The organism is Mycobacterium gordonae (genome assembly GCF_017086405.1).
In the GTDB taxonomy this organism is placed as follows: Bacteria; Actinomycetota; Actinomycetes; order Mycobacteriales; family Mycobacteriaceae; genus Mycobacterium; species Mycobacterium gordonae_D.
On the sequence record NZ_CP070973.1, the window covers coordinates 2,585,034 to 2,604,296 of the forward strand.

A 19,263-nucleotide genomic window follows, 5' to 3' on the forward strand; every position below is an offset into this window, starting at 1 on the left:
GGAATGACTGTGCCGGACAGCATTTGGAGGAGCAGGCCCGCCGACCTCTACGGACGGCGCGATCATGACCGCTTTTTCACCGTGCTGTGGGGTGTGCGCACGGTGATGGGTGGTCTCGCCGCGGCATCGCGGTGGCGACCATCCCGGGTGACGCCCGTGTCGCGCACGCACCGCGCGAGGATCACCGATCGGGTACTGGTAGCACCCGATGTGGTCGCACTGACATTGACCGACGCGGAGGGCGGACTGTTGCCGTCCTGGACGCCGGGGGGACACATCGACGTGCAGTTGCCCTCGGGACGTCGGCGGCAGTACTCGCTGTGTGGACCGCCCGGGCGCCGTACGGACTACCGCATCGCGGTGCGCCGGATCGCCGACGGTGGCGGCGGGTCAATCGAGATGCACGACGCCCTCGACGTCGGTGACACCTTGCTTTTCGAGGGTCCACGCAACGCCTTCTATCTGGGGGCGTCGGAGCGTGAGGTGCTGTTCGTGATCGGCGGGATCGGGGTGACGCCCATCCTGCCGATGATCCGGGTTGCGGAGCAGCGCGGAATCGATTGGCGGGCAATCTATGCCGGTCGTAGCCGGGAATACATGCCGTTGTTGGACGAGGTGCTGGCGGTAGCGCCTGAGCGGGTCACCGTGTGGGCCGACGACGAACACGGCCGAATCGCCGCGGTGGCGGACCTGCTGGCCGGCGCCGGGCCGACGACAGCGGTGTACGTCTGCGGACCGGCCGGCATGTTGGAAGCGGTCCGGGTGGCACGCGACCTGCATGCAGCTGCGCCATTGCATTACGAGCGGTTCAGTCCGGCGCCGATCGTGAACGGATCTGCGTTCGAGCTGGAGCTGGCGCGCTCGCGACAGGTGCTCAGCGTCCCGGCGAATCGGTCGGCGCTCGAGGTCATGCTCGACCACGATCCGACCACGGCCTACTCGTGCCAGCAGGGTTTCTGCGGCACCTGCAAGGTGAAAGTGCTTGCCGGGCAAGTAGACCGGCGTGGCCGCGCTGCCGAAGGCGACGACGAGATGCTGGTCTGCGTCTCGCGCTCCGATGGCGGCCGGCTCGTGATCGATCGCTAGAACACGCCTTTCTCGCTGAGCACATTGGCATAGGCGATCAGGTCGGCGGCGAACAACTCGGGTTGCTCGAAAGCGGCGAAATGGCCGCCGCGGTCGTGAACGGCGTAATGGACCAGGTTGTAGCGCGCCGCCGCCCATGCGCGCGGAGTTTGCAGCATCTCGCCCGGGTAGACGGCGTAACCGGTCGGGACATCGACGCGGCCGGTCCAGTCGCTGAGCGGGCTGGTGCCGGCCCGCGCGGATTCGCAATACAGGCGTGCCGCCGAGGTGGCGGTGCCGGTGAGCCAGTAGAACATCAGGTTGTCGATGAGCCGGTCGGTGCTGATGGGCATGCCTTCCCTGATGTCGCACCAGGCGTGGAATTTCTCGAGTATCCAACCGGCCAGTCCCAGCGGCGAATCGTCCAGGCCGAAGCCGAGTGAATGTGGCCGGGTGGACTGGATTTCCATGTATGCGGTGCCGTCTTTGATGCGTTCGACACCCGCCGCGATGGCCGCCCACTCCGTTTCGGTGACGTTCGCCAACAGCTCGGCGTTTGTCTGGTCCGGCGGCGCGAACAGCATGTTGGTGTGAATCGCGACGGCGTGCTGCGGATAGTGCTCGCCGAGATTGCGCGTGACCAGCGCGCCCCAGTCGCCGCCCTGGGCCAGATAGCGGTCGTAACCGAGCTGGGCCATCACGTCGGCGACAGCCGCGGCGACCCGGGCTACGTCGATGCCGCGCTCCCGGGTCGGCCCGGAGAAGCCGTAGCCCGGCATGGAGACCAGGACCACGTGAAACCGCTTGCGCAGCAGCGGCAGGACGTCGAGGAATTCGACCACCGAGCCCGGCCACCCGTGGGTGATGACCAGCGGGACGGCGTCTTCGCGCTCTGACCTGGCGTGCAGGAAGTGGACTCGTTGCCCTGCGGCCTGGGTGACAAACGAACCGGCGGCGTTGACCTCGGCTTCGGTGGCCCGCCAGTCGTAGCGGTGTAACCAGTGATCGATGACGCTCTTGAGGAACGTCTGTTCGGTGCCGTAATCCCAGTCTGCTTCGGCGATTTCGGCCGGCCACCGGGCCGTGCTGAGGCGGTGGCGGAGGTCGTCGAGTTGGGCCTGGGGTACGTCGATGGGGTGCGGCTGGATGGGCGTGGTGATCGGTGCGGCGCTCGGCGCGGTGACCGGTGGGGCGATCAGAGACACGACGGCGGGGGTGCTCGCCGGAGTGTCAACGGCCGCGGCTTGCTCTTGCTGCGGATTCTCGGCCGCCGAACGATACAAGCGGTAGCCCACATGCGGCACCGTCACGCCGGGTAGCGGCTTCCACACGTAGGTGCGGTCATCGAGTTCGAAGCCGTGTTTTTCGTAGAAGTTGCGGGCCTTCTGATTCTTATCCGCGCACCACAGGATGATGTCGTTGTCCGGATAGGTGCGCAGCACCTTGTTCAGTAACATTCCGCCGATGCCGTGCCGTTGGCTGTCGTCGAGGATGTAGAGCGCGTCGACCTGAATGTGCTTGGGATTCGACAGATCCGGCCCGAACAGCGTCATTCCCAGCAACTTGCCGCGCGCCTCGGCCATCAACATCTGCCAGCCGCCCCGTTTGAGCGTCGTCGGATAGAACGTGTCGACCCAGGTCTTCGGCGTGCCGATCATATCCAGCACATGCGTGGCCACGATTCCCTTCCAGGATTGCCGCCACACCGGGTAGTGCATCGCCGCGACCCTGGCGTAATCCCTCGGCTTGGCCTCGCGGATCCGGATATCGCTGGATCGCACGTGTGCACCTCCGCTTTTCTCGCACCGACGTCTCGACCATCTCAGCCTAGAGAGGCGCCAGTGTGCCGGGTGTTGCCGCATGCCTAGGGTCCGGCCCGTTCGTCGTCGTTGTCGGCGAGGAGACGTTCGGGGTGGTGGAAGTTGTTGGTGCGGGGGCCGCCGCGATCGAATCGTGGGGGTGGGGTCCATGCGGTGCGGTGATTGCCGAGCTTTGTTGTGGACCAGCCCTTTCCGATCAGTTTGTGGTTGCCTGGGCAGGCCAGGGTGAGGTTGGTGATGTCGGTGGGTCCGCCGTTGGCCCACTCGTTGAGGTGGTGGACTTCGCATTTGTCGGCGGCTACGTCGCATCCGGGGTAGGTGCAGCCGCGTTCGGCGGCGAACAGAGCCAGGCGTTGGTCGGGGGAGGCGATGCGGCGGGCGCGCCCGAGGTAAAGGGGCCGGTTGGAGTGTCCGTCGAAGACCGCGAGGTAGTGGTGGGCGCGGGCGGCCATGGTGATGAGGTCGCGCATGGGGATCACGGTGCCGCCGGCGGTGACGCCAGTGCCGGTGGCGGTCGTGAGTTCTTGCAGAGTGGTGGTGACCACGACGCTGACGGGCAGGCCGTTGTGCTGGCCGAGGATGGGATTGCCAAGGTGGGCGCGCAACAGGGTGAGGAGGGCGTCGTGTTGACGTTGGCCTGGGGTTCGGGTGTCGGTGGTGGCGATCTCCTCGGGGGGTTGGCCGGAGAGGCAGGGGTTTTCATCGGCGGGGTTGCACATGCCAGGGGCGGCGAAGTGGGCCAGCCAAGCCTCGATCAGGGCGCGCAGTTCGGGGGTGGCGACGAGGGAGGCTTCGCTCATGCCGTCGGCGCGTTGGGGCTTGAAGGTGAAGCTGCGCTGGCGGGCGCGGTCGCGATCGGAGAACTTTCCGTCAGGGTTGATCAGGACGGCGGCGCGTTTGGCGGCTTTGTCGAGTTGGTCGGGGCGAAGTTGGGTGGCATGGTGGGCCAGTAGGTGTTCGGCCTGCTCGAGCACGGCGACGGGAGTGTCCGTGGGCAGGTCGCGGACGAAGGTCTGTATCACCCGCAGGTGCTGGGCGTCGAGCATGCCCTGGCGCCATTGCTCGGCGGTGGCAGGCAGTTCGGGGGGCAACTGCTGTCCGGTGAGGGTGGGGCGGGGCGCGAGTTGGGCGGCGTCGCGGATGCGCCGACGGGCTTCGGTGTAGCTGATGCGGCACCAGTCGGCGATGACCTGGTGGGCGGGGCCGCCGATGTCGGCAGGGTCTTCGCTGGCGAGGCTGTGGATGATGTCGTGGCTGATCACGGCTTGGCAGCGGCGCGAGGTTTCCAGCCGTTCCAGCGCGCGGCAGCGCACGACGGGGTCCGATAACCGATGGTGCAGTTCGCCGAGCGCGGCGACGGCGGCGTCGAGTGCGTCGAAAGCGGCGACCACTTCCGCCGCCGCTGTTATCGTACGCATGTTCGAATTTTACGGCGACGCCAGGGCTCCGCGCCGCGGTGAAACCCCGACCTGTGGACAAACACCCAACTGTGGAAAGAACCCTGCCCAGTAGGCTTCACCCCATGCGGGTAGGCGTGCTGGGAGCTAAGGGAAAAGTGGGGGCGACGATGGTGCGGGCGGTCGAGGCCGCCGAGGACCTGACCCTGTCCGCGGAGGTCGACGCCGGCGACGCGCTGAGCCTGCTGACCGACGGCGGCACCGAGGTGGTCATCGACTTCACTCATCCCGACGTGGTGATGGATAATCTGAAGTTCTTGATCGACAACGGGATTCATGCCGTCGTGGGCACCACCGGTTTCACCGGTGAACGCATCGGACGGGTCGAGTCCTGGCTCGCGGCCAACCCCGAAACCGCTGTGCTGATCGCGCCCAACTTCGCCATCGGTGCGGTGTTGTCCATGCATTTCGCCAAGCAGGCCGCGCCCTTCTTCGACTCGATCGAGGTCATCGAGCTCCATCACCCGCACAAGGCCGACGCTCCTTCGGGCACCGCGACCAGGACCGCCAAGCTGATCGCCGAGGCGCGGAAGGGCTTGCCGCCCAACCCCGATGCCACCAGTACCAGCCTGCCCGGGGCGCGCGGCGCGGATGTCGACGGCATCCCTGTGCACGCGGTTCGGCTGGCCGGACTGGTCGCCCACCAGGAGGTGCTGTTCGGCACCGAGGGGGAGACTTTGACCATCCGTCACGACAGCCTCGACCGCACATCCTTCGTACCCGGCGTGTTGCTGGCGGTGCGTCGCATCGCGGAGCGACCCGGATTGACCATCGGTATAGAGCCCCTGCTCAACCTGCAATGACGAGAACGTTGCGGATCCAGCTGCTGATCGCCTTCCTGTGCGTGGCCATGCTGGTGTACTTCGTGCTGCTCGGCCGCATCGCGCTGGTGCTGGTCGGGTCGGGTCGGCCCGCCGCGGTGGGCCTCGGTTTGGCGCTGCTGATCATGCCGTTCCTCGGACTGTGGGCGATGATCGCGACACTGCGGGCCGGATTCGCCCACCAGAAGCTCACCCGCCTCATCGCCGACGACGGGATGGAACTCGACGTCAGCGCGTTGCCGCGGCGGGCCTCGGGCCGCATCGAACGGGACGCCGCTGACGCGTTGTTCGACAGCGTGCGCACCGAACTCGAAGGCGACCCCGAGGACTGGCGGCACTGGTATCGGCTCGCGCGTGCCTACGACTATGCGGGGGATCGCCGGCGGGCCCGGGAAGCAATGAAGACGGCGGTTCAGCTGGAGGCCCAACGATGAGCACGCTGCTGATCGTTCACCACACGCCCTCGCCGCACTGCCAGGAGATGTTCGAGGCCGTGTTGGCCGGGGCCACCACGCCCGAGATCGAGGGTGTGAAGGTGATGCGACGGCCAGCTCTCACCGTCTCACCGGTCGAGATGCTGGGAGCCGACGGATATCTGCTGGGAACGCCGGCCAACCTCGGTTACCTCAGCGGCGCCCTCAAGCACGCTTTCGACGAGTCGTACTACCAACTGCTCGACGCCAGCCGCGGCAGACCGTTCGGTGTCTACATTCATGGCAACGAAGGCAGCGAGGGCGCGCAGCGGGCCTTGGACGGCATCACCGCCGGTCTGGGCTGGGTGAAAGCGGCAGACGATGTTGTGGTGTCTGGCAAGCCCGTTAAGGCAGACCTGGAGCAATGCTGGAACCTCGGCGCGACGGTCGCCGCGACATTGATGGCCTGAGTCGCAGGAGCGAGACCGGGTCGACTTCCGGTTGAGGCAAGGTCCCCAACGTCGAGGCGCGACTGCAATCGGTCCAATTCCGCGACGATTCGATCGCTGAGGGTCGTTGCGCGGTGGCTCGTCACCGCGCAACGAATCCGGATGCCCGCGGGCCGGTCTGGCGTCGACAACCGTCTCCGCGACAATCAGCAAATCCGTTGGAGTTCCTAGTATCTCGTTGTCGCGTGGCATCTTGGCGCGCGTGAGTCATGTGCTGAGGCCCGTCTGCGCCGTCGATTGCGGAAAAGCGGGACACCCGTTTGTTGATCCGTAGAAAAGCGCAAAAATGGTGAAGTTATTGTTTACTATTGGTCATCGGGACACCTTACTGTCCACCCAGCTGGTGCTTGTAAAGCCACTTTACATTGACGTCGTTGCAGTTTATCGTAATTAAATTCATCTGATCTTCGTAGGCCGGCCGTGATGCATCCGCCAGCGTTTGCTGATGCAGGTCCATTTCCGAACGGTCTGCTCGGCGTTGGGGGGAAACGCCCCGGTGGTGCCGGCGGTGCCGGCGGCAACGGTGGCAACGGTGACGTGGGCAGCAACGGCCCCAACGCCGGAGGCAGTGGCGGAACAGGCTTCGCCGGTGGCGCCGGCGGCAAGGGCGGCGCGGGTGGCAGCACCGTCGCCGGCGGCACCAATGGAGCCGGTGGCGCCGGCGGCAGCGGCGGCGACGGCGGTATCGGGGGCAAGGGTGGCACCGGCGTCGGCTATGGCGTCGACGGCGGTAAGGGCGGCGACGGCGGCGCCGGCGGCAACGCCGGGGCGGGTGGCGCCAGCGGCAGCGGAGGCAGCAACGGCGGCGGCGTCGGGAACTTCGGCAAGGGCGGCAAGGGCGGTGCGGGTGGCACCGGCGGTAACGGCGACATCGGGACCACCGGCGACCCCGGCGGCAAAGGCTTCCTCGGACACGCCGGCGGCGCCGGTGGCAAGGGCGCCGCGGGCGGTAACAGCGGCACGGGCGGCAACAACGGCGTCGGGGGCGTCGGCGGCGACGGCGGCGAGGGTGGGCAGGGTGGCCAGGGCGGCACCGGACTGGGCTTGGCAGTCGACGGTGGCGAGGGCGGGCAGGGCGGCGCCGGCGGCGACGCCGGGGCGGGTGGCGCCAGCGGCAGCGGAGGCAGCAGCGGCGGCGGCACCGGGAACTTCGGCAGCGGCGGCAAGGGCGGACAGGGCGGCAATGGTGGTGACGGCGGCCTAGGTACCGCCGGCAGCGCCGGCAACCAGGGCGACCAGGGACACGCCGGCGGCGCCGGCGGTAAGGGTGGCTCCGGCGGCAGCAGCGGCGTGGGCGGCACTAACGGCGACGGCGGCACCGGCGGCACCGGTGGTAAGGGCGGCACTGGCGGCGACGGCGGCAACGGTGTCGGCTTCAGCGGTACCGGCGGCAAGGGCGGCACGGGCGGCGTCGGCGGCGCCGCCGGCGCCGGAGGTGTCACAGGTTCAGGAGGCAGCGGCGGATCCGTCGGTACCGCCGGCGTCGGCGGCGACGGCGGCGGTGGCGGGAACGGCAGCATTGGCGGCACCGGCATCAACGGTGTCCCCGGCAATATCGGCGGCATGGGCGGCGGCGGTGGCGGGGGCGGCGAAGGCGGCCAGGGCGGACAGGGCGGCAGCACCACCGCGGGCGGCGTCAACGGCAGCGGCGGCAACGGCGGCAAGGGTGGCAGAGGCGGTCAGGGTGGCTTCGGCGGCACCGGATCGGCGGGTAACGACGGCGGCAGCGGCGGCAGCGGCGGCAGCGGCGGCAAGGGTGGCGCGGGTGGCACCGGTGTCGGGCAGAACGGTGCGAACGGCGGCGTCGGCGGCGACGGTGGTAGTGCCGGTACCGGCGGCGCAGCAGGCACCGGCGGCAAGGGCGGCAGCAATGGCCTCAATGGCGCCGGCGGCACTGGCGGGGCTGGCGGCATCGGCGGTGCGGGCGGCCAGACGGTGAGCGGCCCGGCCAAGGGTGGCAGCGGCGGCCAGGGTGGTGCCGGTGGTGCCGGTGGTGCCAACAGCGGAGGCTTCGGCGGCGGTACCGCTGGCTCCGGCGGTACCGGCGGCACCGGTGGCCTCGGTGGAGCCGGGAGCACCGGTTTGCTGAACCAGAACGGGGGCACCGGCGGAACCGGCGGCGACGGCGGCAAGGGCGGCGCCGGCGGTCAAAACCTTGCTGTCGGCGGTGCCAACGGCGCGGGCGGCAACGGCGGCACCGGCGGCAGGGGCGCAGCAGGCGTCACCAACCCCTCTGGCGGCACCAACGGCGGCCCCGGCGGCGATGGCGGCGTCGGCGGAGCCAACAGCGGCGGCTTCGGCGGCGGTTCGGGCGGTGCCGGCGGTACCGGCGGTTCGGGCGGTACCGGCGGCAGCGGTGCCCACGGCGGCCTCAACCAGGCAGGCTTCACCGGCGGGACGGGCGGCGCCGGAGGCACCGGGGGTGCTGGCGGCAACAACAGCGCTGTCGGGGGAATCAACGGCAACGGCGGCAGCGGCGGTAACGGCGGCGCCGGCGGCGCAGGCGGCAATGCGGGTACGACCTCCGGCCAGAATGCCTCCAACGGCGGCAACGGCGGTGACGGCGGCGCAGCCGGCACCGGCGGCGCGGTGGGCACCGGCGGCACCGGCGGCGCCAACGGGCTCAACGGTGTGGGCGGCGCCGGCGGCACCGGTGGCAACGGCGCCGCGGGCTCAACGAACCCGCTTGGTGGCACGAACGGCGGCGTCGGCGGTACCGGCGGCCGCGGGGGCGACTCGGTTGGCGGGTTCGGCGGCGGAGGCGGCGGCGCGGGCGGTATCGGCGGTAACGGCGGTGCGGGCGGCACCGGCCCGAGCGGCGTCGTCAACCAGCCCGGATACGACGGCGGTCTCGGTGGCGCCGGTGGTACCGGCGGCGCGGGCGGCAACGCCACCGTCGGCGGCGTCAACGGCTTGGGCGGCAAGGGCGGCAACGGCGGAAACGGTGGCACGGGCGGCAACGGCGGCGACGGATCCGTTCAGGCCGGGCTGCCCGGGGCCAACGGCGGAGCCGGCGGCGACTCCGGCGTCGGCGGCGCCGCCGGGACCGGCGGCAACGGCGGCGGCAACGGCGGTAACGGCATCGCCGGCAACGGCGGCAAGGGTGGCACCGGCGGCGTCGGCGACACGATCCGAGGCATGGACGGCGGTAAGGGCGGAGCCGGCGGGGCCGGCGGCAGCAACGTCCTGGGCTTCGGCGGCGGGTCCGCAGGTAGCGGTGGCGACGGCGGCACCGGCGGCGCGGGAGGCAGCGGCTCGAACGATGGAGTCAACCAGCCTGGCAAGGCCGGCGGGAACGGCGGTCAGGGCGGCACCGGCGGCGCGGGTGGCAACAGCCTGGCCACCGGAGCCAACGGCAGCGGCGGCCAGGGTGGCAATGGCGGCGTTGGAGGTAGAGGAGGGGATGCCGGCAACGCTTCAGGGGGAGTGCTGGGAACCCCGGGCGGACGAGGTGGGGACGGTGGCGATGCCGGCTTCGGCGGTGCCGTCGGCACCGGCGGCACCGGCGGCAGCAACGGCGCCAATGGAACCGGCGGCAACGGCGGTTCCGGTGGAACCGGTGGCCTGGGCGGCCAGACGACGAGTTTCAGCACGTCGGGAGGCAAAGGCGGCGCCGGTGGCAACGGTGGCAACAACCTCGGCGGCTTCTTCGGTGGCGCCGCGGGCAACGGCGGCACCGGTGGCAATGGCGGGACCGGCGGCGACGGTGCGACCGGGACTTCATACGTATTTCCGAACTTCGGAAAAGGAGACCCCGGCATGCCGGCCGGCGCCGGCGGCACCGGCGGTACCGGAGGTAACGGCGGCAGCAGCCGTGCGGGCGGCGCGAACGGCAACGGCGGAGTCGGCGGTCGAGGCGGTGACGGCGGCGTCGGTGGGCACGGCGGCGGTAGCTTCGGCGCCGACGTTGTGGGCTCCAACGTTGTGTACTACTCCGGCGGTAACGCTGGCGACGGCGGCGCCGGTGGCGCCGCGGGTGTCGGCGGGGCCGCTGGAACCGGGGCCGGCACGCTGGGTTCCGCCGGTGCCAACGGAACCGGCGGAACGGGCGGCAGGGGTGGCAACGGCGGGATCGGAGCGGCTGGCTTTGACAACGCCATTCCGCTCGTTCCGGCCGGTACCGGCGGAAACGGCGGAAACGGAGGCGCCGGCGGCGCGGGTATCGGCGGGATCGGTGGCGGAAACGGCGGCGTGGGTGGCACGGGCGGTCAGGGCGGCACCGGCGGCAACGCGACGAATCTGACCAGTGGCCCCGGTGGTGTTGGCGGTATTGGCGGCAAGGGAGGCGTGGCGATCGACGGTGGCACCGGTGGCGCCGGCGGCGTCGGAGGCCAGGGCGGCACCGGTGGCATCGGCACCGACAGCGCCGGCCAGTTCGGCGCGACCAACGGTGGCACCGGCGGCATGGGTGGAAACGGAGGCGTCGGCGGCAATGCCATCGGCGGAGGCAACGCGGGTGTGGGCGGCGCCGGTGGGACCGGTGGCACCGGAGGCAAGGGCGGCTCGGCTACTGGAAACTTCGGCGGTGACGCCGCTGACGGCGGCGACGGCGGCACGGGTGGTGGTTCCGGCGGCGGTGGCAACGCGACCGGTGGCGGCAACGGCGGTGCAAGCGGCACCGGAGGAACGGGTGGCACCGGGGGCGACGGCGGCGTTGGAAACGGCAAGGGTGGAAACGGCGGCAACGGTGGACTCGGTCAGCGGGCCGGCACCGGCGGCAACGCAGACGGCGTCGGCAACGGCGGCGACGGCGGCGTCGGTGGTACGGGCGGCACCGGCGGCACCGGCGGAGCCGGCTCGACCGGAGGAAACGGCGGCCAGGGCGGCAACGGTAACGAAGGCGGTAACGCTGGCAACGCAACCGGTATCGGGGTCGGCGGCACCGGGGGTAAGGGCGGTAATGCCGGCAATGGCGGCAGCGGCGGCAACGGCACCAACTTCCCGGGTTCCGGCGGCGCCTCCGGTGGCTCCGGCGGCGGTGGGGGGCTCGGCGGTTCCCCGCTCGGCGTGAACGGCAGCTCCGGCGGACCCGGCAGCCCGGGCACCCCCGGTAAGCAGGGGCTCTGAGGAGTTGACCAGATGAACTTCTTCGTATTCCCCCCGAGATCAACTCCGCCCGGCTCCTTTCGGGCGCGGGGCCGGTCCCGCTGCTGGAGGCGGCGGCGGCCTGGGAAGGACTGTCCGCGGAGCTGGCCTCGGCGGCGGCATCGTTCGGCTCGGTGACTTCCGGGCTGGCCGGTGGCGGATGGCAGGGTCCGGCGTCGATGGCTATGGCGAGAGTGGCCACCGACTATGCGGGATGGCTGGGCGCGGCAGGCGCGCAGGCTGAGCAGGCGGCAAGTCAAGCGAGAATGGCCGCGGCAGTCTTCGAGGCGACGCTGGCGGCCACGGTCGACCCGGCCATCATCGCCGCCAACCGCGCTCAGCTGCGGTCCCTCGTGGCGTCAAACCTGTTCGGGCAGAACGCACATGGCATCGCCGCGACCGAAACCGAGTACGAACTGATGTGGGCCCAGGACGTGGCCGCGATGTTCGGCTACCACGGCGGGGCATCCCAAATCATCTCCGCGCTTTCGCCTTTCACCCAGCCGCTGCGGAATCTGGCCGGATTGTCGGGCTTGACCGAATCGGCACCCGCGCCGGCCGTCCCCGGTCTTGACGCGATCAACGTGGGTGCCGGCAATGTCGGTTCTGCCAACGTCGGGTTCGGGAACCTGGGTAGTTTCAACATCGGCGCCGGCAATGCCGGTGACCGCAACATCGGTTTCGGAAACACGGGCAACCGCAATTTCGGTTTCGGGCTGACCGGTGACAACCGGATCGGTTTTGGCAACACGTACATCAGTATCGGCAGCTCGGGCTTCGTTCTCGGTGGACTGAATTCCGGCAGCGGCAACGTGGGGTTGTTCAACTCCTGCACCGGAAATCTCGGATTCTTCAACTCCGGTGAGGGCAACTTCGGAATCGGCAACTCGGGGCTGGGTAACACCGGATTGTTCAACGCCGGGACGTTCAACGTCGGCAGCCTCAACACGGGTTCATGGAACACCGGCGGATTCAACCCGGGCAACACCAATACGGGTTGGTTCAACAGCGGCAATGTCAATACCGGGGCGTTCAACCTCGGGAACATGAACAACGGGCTGTTCAACACCGGCTCGTGGAACACCGGGATGCTCCAGACCGGCGTCGGCCAGGGCAGCTTCCATGTTCCGATCATTACACCGGATCTGACCTTGCCGCCGCTGGAGATCCCGTCGATCTCGGTACCTGCTTTCGGCCTGCCGCCAATCACGGTGCCGTCTTTGTCGATTCCGGCGTCGACCACCCCGTCGGGCATCATGGTGAGTGGGTTCGGTCTGCCGCCGATCACCATGCCGTCGTTGGGTATTCCTGCCTCGACCACTCCGGCCGGGATCATGGTCAGCGGCTTCGATCTGCCGCCGATCACGGTGCCGCCGTTGACGATTCCGTCGTTCACGGTTCCCGCAGGCATCAACGTGGGCGCCTTCAATCTGCCCCGGCTGACCATTCCGTCGATCACCACTCCGGCGATCACCACACCCCCGGGAATCGCGGTCGGCGCTTTTGGCCTGCCTTCGCTGAGCATCCCGCCGATCTCCATCCCGTCGCTGACGATATCCGAGGGCATCAGTCTCGGCGGCTTCGATCTGCCTCAGTTGAGCATTCCGGCGATCGACGTTCCGTCGATCGCGCTTCCGGGTATCGAGTTGGGGGCGTTCGATTTACCGCGGCTGACGATCCCCTCGCTCGCTATTCCGCCCATCACCATCCCGGGCGGCATCACGCTGGGCGCGTTCAACCTGCCCCAGCTGACCATCCCCTCGATCACCATCGGCAGCATCCCCGTCGGCAGCTTCACAACGCCGCCATTGAACCTCTCGAACATTTCCGTCACGCTGCCTGCCTCAGCACCGATACCACTGGTGTTGTTCATTCCCAACAACGTGTTCTGGCTGACCACGGGCAACACAAATGTCTGGCCTCAGTTCGGCGGGGGAGTCACCACCCCGGGCAGCAGTCCGAACTCGGGCGGACCCCCCGCCTGGATCATCCTGGGCCCGGCCACCATCAGCGGTATCGGGGTCAACATTCCCTCGCTGACGATCGGCGGGTTCAACCTCCCCCCGCTGACCACGCCCCCCATCACCGTGCCGCCCATCAGCGTCGGCGGGTTCACGCTGCCGGAGATCAAGACCCCGGCCTTCACGACGCAAGCGATCACGATCGACCCGATCAGGGCGGCGGACTTCACGCTGCCGCAGATTGTCACGCCCCCGATCAGCACGCCGCCGATCACGATCGACCCGATCCGGGTGGGCGCGTTCACGCTGCCGCGGATTGTCACCCCGCCGATCACGACCCCGCCGATCACCATCGATTCGATTGCGGCAGATGGATTTGTGCTGCCGCAGCTCAGCATCCCGCCGATCACGACGCCGCCGATCATCCTCGATCCCGTCGGCCTGGGTGGCTTCAACCTGCCGGCAATTACCACTCCGCCGATCACGACTGCACCACTGTCGATTGACCCGATCGGGTTGGGTGGGTTTGAGTTGCCGCAGATTGCGACGCCGGCGTTGACGACGCCGGTGTTTACGATTCCCTCGATTGGGTTGGGGGCGTTTGGGACTCCGGGGTTGACGGTGCCGAGTATTCACGTGCCGAGTGCGGTCATCGCTGAGGTGGCGATCCCGGGTGGGCCGGGGTATTTCAATACCAGCAGTGCGCCGTCGTCGGGATTTTTCAACTCTGGTGCTGGGGGTAATTCGGGTTTCGGGAATTACGGGTCGGGGTTGTCGGGGTGGTTGAACTCGAATGTGGTTGGGCTGGGGGGTGATACGGGTGCCTCGGGGGTGGTGAGTCTGGGTAGTGTGGTGTCCGGCTATGTGAACACCGCGATGTCGCCGGAGTCGTTGAGCCGGGGACTTGACCGGGTGTTGGCCAATGTGGGGGCCGGCAATGTCGGGTTGGGCAATATCGGCAGTGTCAACGTGGGTGTGGGGAACCTGGGTGACTTCAACGTTGGTGCGGGCAATGCCGGGGCGCACAATGTCGGGTTGGGTAACACCGGTAGTTACAACATGGGGTTTGGCCTAAGTGGTGTGCGGCAGGTCGGCTTTGGGGGCACTTATGTCACGGTGGGTGCTGCTGGTGGGGTGGAGTCGTTCAGTGTTGGTGGGTTGAATTCTGGTAGCGGCAATCTCGGTCTGTTCAATTCGGGTACCGGCAATGTGGGGTTGTTCAATTCGGGGTCGGGGAACTTCGGGATCGGCAACACCGGAGTGGGGAACACGGGACTGTTCAACGCCGGGTCATGGAATTCGGGCGTGTTCGACGTGGGGATCGGCAATGTCGGGATCCTTAATACCGGCAACGCCAACACCGGCATCGCCAACCCGGGCTCAGCCAACACCGGCAGCTTCAACACCGGCAGCTACAACACCGGCGCATTCAACGCCGGGAACATGAACCAAGGCCTGTTCAACACCAACGATTTCAACATCGGCGCGTTCCACACTGGGGCACCCCCGCGGAGCTTGCACATTGCGATCAACACCCCGGATCTGTTGTTGCCGCCCTTGGAGATCCCGGCGATCTCGGTGCCCGGGGCGGGTCTGCCGCCGATCACCTTCCCGTCGTTGTCGATTCCGGCCTCGACCACCCCGGCGGGGATCACGGTGGGGGGTTTCGATCTGCCACCGATCACGGTGCCCTCGCTGTCGATTCCGGCCTCGACCACCCCGGCGGGGATCACCGTGGGCGGGTTCGGCCTGCCACCGATCACCCTGCCGTCGTTGACGATTCCGGCCTCGACCACCCCGGCGGGGATCACCGTGGGTGGGTTCGGCCTGCCACCGATCACACTGCCGCCGGTATCGATTCCAGCGTTCACCACTCCTGCGGATATCGGCGTGGGAGCGTTCGACCTGCCGCCGCTAGCCATCCCGTCGCTGTCCATTCCCTCGATCACGATCGGCGCGGGCACCACGGTCGGGGCGTTCGACCTGCCGCAACTGGGTATCCCGTCGTTGTCGATTCCGCGGATCACCATCCCCGCCGGCATCACGCTGGGCGCGTTCGACCTGCCCCCGCTGTCCATTCCATCGGTTCTCATCCCACCGATCACCATCCCCGCCGGCACCGCGGTGGGCGGATTCAACCTGCCCGCCCTGACCATCCCATCGATACCGATCGGGCATATCGGCACCGGCACATTCACGACACCCAACATCAACATCGGCAGCGTGACGATCACGTTGCCGGAGTTCGTCACGAACGATCTCGTGATATTCATCCCCAACAATCTCATCAATTTCCAAACAACCGTCATCGGCCTCTACCCTCAGATCGGTGGTGGAGTCCAACAGAATTCGGGTACCGGCGGACTTCCTGCCTACGCCCGCGTCGGTCCCGGCACCATCGGCGGTATCGGCGTGACGATCCCGTCGTTCACGATCAACGGGTTCAGCCTCCCCGACCTTGCCACGCCCAGCATCACCATCCCGCCCATCAGCGTTGCGGCGTTCACCCTCCCGGAGATCGCCACGCCCACGATCATGATTCCGGCCCTGACGATCGACCCGATCGGCGTCGCCGGCTTCACCCTGCCGCGGATCAGCATTCCGGAATTCACGACTCCGGCGCTCACGATCGATTCGATCAGCACCGGCGGCTTCACGCTCCCGCAGATCACCACACCGCCGATCACCACCCCGGCGTTCACCATTGATCCCGTCGGAGTGGGAGGATTCACGCTTCCGCAGGTCAACATCCCCGCGGCCACCTCCGTGCCGTTCACGATCCCCTCGATCGGCGTCGGCGGCTTCACCCTCCCGCAGATCAGCACGCCGCCGCTCACGACGCCCTCGTTCACGATTCCCTCGATCGGGTTGGGCAGTTTCACGTTGCCGCAAGTCAGCACGCCGCCGCTGACCACGCCGTCGTTCACAATCCCCTCGATCGGGTTGGGCAGTTTCACGTTGCCGCAGATCAGCACGCCGCCGCTGACCACGCCGTCGTTCACAATCCCCTCGATCGGGTTGGGCAGCATGACAACTCCCGCGTTGGCCATGCCGCGAATCCACCTGCCAAGCAACACGATCGCGAGTTTCGACATCCCGCTCTGGCCGTTCTGAACAGCCAGGTCCACTCAGGTGTGCAACGGCTGAAACGCATCGGCAGGCTGGCCCAGTGCCAGCGCCGAACTGGTGCCCAACGGGCCATGCCGGTCGAACAAGGTGGCGCTCCCGGTCGCGACTCCGGCTGAGCCGTAATGACTCTGGGCCGCCAGCCCCACATACTCCCCGTCCGGCAGCCGGCTCGCGGTGACGGTGTAGTCGGCATTGATATAGCGCAACCCGCCGGTGCCCCAATGGGTCAGCGAGCTCGTCACGTCACCGACGAAGGCCAGGCGGGTAAACGGTGTCAAGGGATATCCCCGCACCATCGGCCGGAACAGCCTGGTCCAGGCGAACTTGCGGGAGTGCGTCTGCTCCCACTCACCCGCCGCGATACCGGGGCTGCCCTCCGTCGTGGCCCCGTAGCCCCAGATGAGAAACGGCATGTCAGCGGGGAAGCCCGCAGTATCCGATGGGAGCGGCGGCATCTGCACCGAGTCCGACCACACCTCGCCGTCGGGGTGCTCACCTCGCCGCAGGAACAGCGCGCTGGCGCGCGCGACCGTGCGTCCGTTCTGCACCAGTGCGCCGTCGACGAGTCTGATGCGCCGGCCTTCCCGCTGCACCGACGTCCGTATCTGCACCGGCTCCTGCAGAGCGGGCCGCAAGAGGTCCACCGTCAGCCGGGCGGGCTGAAATTCCGGGTCCAAGCCGGACTGCTCGATTCCCCAACCCAACAGCCCCCCGACGATCTGGCCGCCCATCGCGGCGCCCCACGGTCCCCTCGTCATCGGTCCGGGCAGGTAAGAATCGCCGTCGACGGTGAAAAACGCGGCAGGCTCCTCGAAGGTCACCGCTACGACGATAGGACAGCCCGGTGTGGCCACCGGCGGAAGTCCTCACCCGTAATGGACCAATGCCTCTGTACCGAGGGTCCCCGCCCGGGCAGCCTCGATGAGTATGACCACCTACGCCAAACCGCGGGTTCGAGACGCGGTCCGACACTTCAACAAGCACCTGCTCAATCCGGCGATGATGCCCCTGGCCGGCCGCCGCTACTGGTACGCGTCCACCATCTCCCACATCGGCCGCAAATCGGGAAGGCACTACGCCACCCCGGTCGTCGCCGTCCCGATTCCCGACGGCTTCGTGGTGCCCCTGCCTTACGGGTCGGACGTCGACTGGCTGCGCAACGTGCGTGCCGCCGGGTCCGCGACGATCAAGTGCAAGGGTCAGACCTACCACGTGGTGCGGCCGCAGATCGTCGACGCGTCCACCGCCGAGCCACTGCTGCCCGCTGACCGGCGCCGGGTGTTGCATGCCTTCGACGTCGACAGCTACGCCGAGTTCGCGCTGGCCTGACGCGACTGGAGCCCCTACCGTGTGTCGGTAGACAACAGTAGTAGGGGACGCGCATGCCTGACGTAGTGCAGATTTCGCGCAGTGGCAACCCATTCCCGCGCACCGGCCTCCACGTCGACGACCACCGCGTCCCTCACTACGACGACATCCCGGCCACCCTGCTCGACATGCTCGCCGAGCAGGTCACCGCTCACCCGGACAGCGAAGCGGTGGTCGAACTGGGCGCGGACCGGCTCACCTACCGCCAACTCTGGGACCGCGCGTCGCGCGTTGCCGGCGGCCTGCGCGCCGACGGGCTGCGGGCCGGTGACCGGGTGGCGGTGCGCTATCCCGCGGGCATTGACTGGGTGCTCGCCTTCTGGGGCACGGTGATGGCCGGAGGCATTGCAGTGGCCGTCAACACGCGCTCGGCGCAACCGGAAGTCGACTTCGTGCTGGCCGACGCCGGGGCGCATGTCGACCTCGCCGCCGACACCCCGCTGCCGGACGGCCGGCCGTACGTCACCGACCAACTCGGTCCGAAAGACGTTGCCGCGCTGTTCTATACGTCAGGAACCACCGGGCATCCCAAGGGCGTGCCCACCACCCACGAAGCATTCGTGACCAACACCGAGAACGGAATCCGGTGTCTTAATCAGCCTCGTGACATCGGTACGGAGCTGCGCACGCTCATCTCGGTGCCCTTGTTCCATGTGACCGGTTGCAATTCTCAGCTTCTGGCGGCCGCCCGGCTGGGTGGGGCGGCCGTGATCATGCCTGCTCTCGACCTCGACGCCTTGGTGGCCACCTTGACCGCCGAGCGTATCTCCGTGATGGTCACCGTTCCGGCGATCTACGCGTTGCTGCTACGCCGACAGGGTTTCGCCGCCGCGGATGTGTCCGGGGTGCGCTGGGTCGGTTACGGCGGCGCACCCATCGCGCCGTCACTCGTCCGGGTCGTCAAGAACGCGTTCCCGCAAGCCACGGTGTTCAACGGCTACGGCATGACGGAGACCGCATCGCTAATGACCGTGCTGCCCGACGCCGAGGCCATCGAGCATGCCGACTCGGTCGGATACGCGGCACCCTCGGTGGACCTCGGCGTCATCCCCAATCAACACGGTCAGCTGGTCGGCGAATTGGTGTGCAGGGGCGCCAACATCACCGCCGGCTACTGGAACCGGCCGGAAGCCACTGCGAACACCATCGTGGACGGCTGGCTGCACACCGGCGACGTGGTCCGCGTCGACGACGCCGGACGGGTGCACATCGTCGACCGGCTCAAGGACATCATCAACCGCGGCGGTGAAAACATCTCCAGCGTCGAGGTCGAAGCGGCGTTGCTGGCCGCTCCGAATGTCGTCGACGCCTGTGTGCTTGCGGTGCCGGACGACGTCATGGGGGAGAAGGTCGGCGCAGTGCTCGTCGGGGAGCAGGTCGACGTGCCGGCGGTACTCGAACACTGCAGCGAGCAACTCGCGGATTACAAAGTGCCGCAGTACGTCTCGGTAGTGACGACGCCGTTGCCGCGCAATGCGGGTGGGAAGCTGCTCAAAGCCAAGCTCCGCGAACAGGTTCAGTGGGGTTCCGCACTGCGCTGACGCGCCACCGCATGCGCCGGAAGAATCCCGCGCCGCGCGGGTGATTTTCGCACCGCCACCACAACAAGGTGACACGCTGAATATGGCGATGTTA

Annotated in this window: 11 protein-coding genes; 8 read left to right on the forward strand and 3 right to left on the reverse strand. The window is 68.2% G+C overall.

What is annotated here, in order from left to right; translation table 11 throughout:
- Positions 1-3: 3 nt before the first annotated feature.
- Entirely contained in the window at positions 4-1,086 is a 1,083-nt protein-coding gene (locus tag JX552_RS11060) for a PDR/VanB family oxidoreductase (protein ID WP_205877463.1), read from the forward strand.
- On the opposite strand, the gene JX552_RS11065 is transcribed toward JX552_RS11060, so the two are convergent.
- Positions 1,083-2,846, reverse strand: coding sequence for an alpha/beta fold hydrolase (locus JX552_RS11065; protein WP_205877465.1), 1,764 nt, complete (start codon positions 2,844-2,846; stop codon positions 1,083-1,085). The two genes, JX552_RS11060 and JX552_RS11065, sit on opposite strands and share 4 nt — an antisense overlap.
- Before the next feature lie 83 nt (positions 2,847-2,929).
- Entirely contained in the window at positions 2,930-4,303 is a 1,374-nt protein-coding gene (locus JX552_RS11070) for an HNH endonuclease signature motif containing protein (protein ID WP_205877467.1), read from the reverse strand.
- Positions 4,304-4,407: 104 nt separating this feature from the next.
- Here JX552_RS11070 and dapB point away from each other — a divergent pair, with 104 nt between their 5' ends.
- The 5 genes from dapB to JX552_RS32235 all read left to right on the forward strand — a co-directional run bounded on the left by dapB (position 4,408) and on the right by JX552_RS32235 (position 16,245).
- Positions 4,408-5,145 carry a 4-hydroxy-tetrahydrodipicolinate reductase gene (gene dapB, locus JX552_RS11075; protein ID WP_205877468.1) on the forward strand — a complete coding sequence of 246 codons (738 nt, stop codon included), beginning with the start codon at positions 4,408-4,410 and terminating at the stop codon, positions 5,143-5,145.
- Positions 5,142-5,597 carry a hypothetical protein gene (locus JX552_RS11080; protein WP_205877469.1) on the forward strand — a complete coding sequence of 152 codons (456 nt, stop codon included), beginning with the start codon at positions 5,142-5,144 and terminating at the stop codon, positions 5,595-5,597. The genes dapB and JX552_RS11080 overlap by 4 nt, the downstream gene beginning before the upstream one ends.
- Positions 5,594-6,046 (forward strand): flavodoxin family protein, encoded by a 453-nt coding sequence (locus JX552_RS11085; RefSeq protein ID WP_205877470.1) that lies wholly within the window; start codon positions 5,594-5,596, stop codon positions 6,044-6,046. Before JX552_RS11080 ends, JX552_RS11085 begins: the two co-directional genes overlap by 4 nt.
- A gap of 1,329 nt (positions 6,047-7,375) precedes the next feature.
- Positions 7,376-11,152, forward strand: coding sequence for a hypothetical protein (locus JX552_RS11090; protein ID WP_431195980.1), 3,777 nt, complete (start codon positions 7,376-7,378; stop codon positions 11,150-11,152).
- A 26-nt stretch (positions 11,153-11,178) separates the two neighbouring features.
- Positions 11,179-16,245: a PPE domain-containing protein gene (locus JX552_RS32235; RefSeq protein ID WP_241011121.1), complete on the forward strand. Its 5,067-nt coding sequence runs from the start codon at positions 11,179-11,181 to the stop codon at positions 16,243-16,245.
- 14 nt (positions 16,246-16,259) lie between these two features.
- On the opposite strand, the gene JX552_RS11105 is transcribed toward JX552_RS32235, so the two are convergent.
- Entirely contained in the window at positions 16,260-17,081 is an 822-nt protein-coding gene (locus JX552_RS11105; protein WP_205877472.1) for a thioesterase family protein, read from the reverse strand.
- A 100-nt stretch (positions 17,082-17,181) separates the two neighbouring features.
- Here JX552_RS11105 and JX552_RS11110 point away from each other — a divergent pair, with 100 nt between their 5' ends.
- Both JX552_RS11110 and JX552_RS11115 read left to right on the forward strand, forming a co-directional pair.
- A complete protein-coding gene (locus JX552_RS11110) occupies positions 17,182-17,589 on the forward strand; it encodes a nitroreductase family deazaflavin-dependent oxidoreductase (RefSeq protein ID WP_205877473.1) in 408 nt (135 codons plus the stop codon).
- 53 nt (positions 17,590-17,642) lie between these two features.
- Positions 17,643-19,169, forward strand: coding sequence for a class I adenylate-forming enzyme family protein (locus tag JX552_RS11115; RefSeq protein ID WP_205877474.1), 1,527 nt, complete (start codon positions 17,643-17,645; stop codon positions 19,167-19,169).
- Positions 19,170-19,263 lie beyond the last annotated feature (94 nt).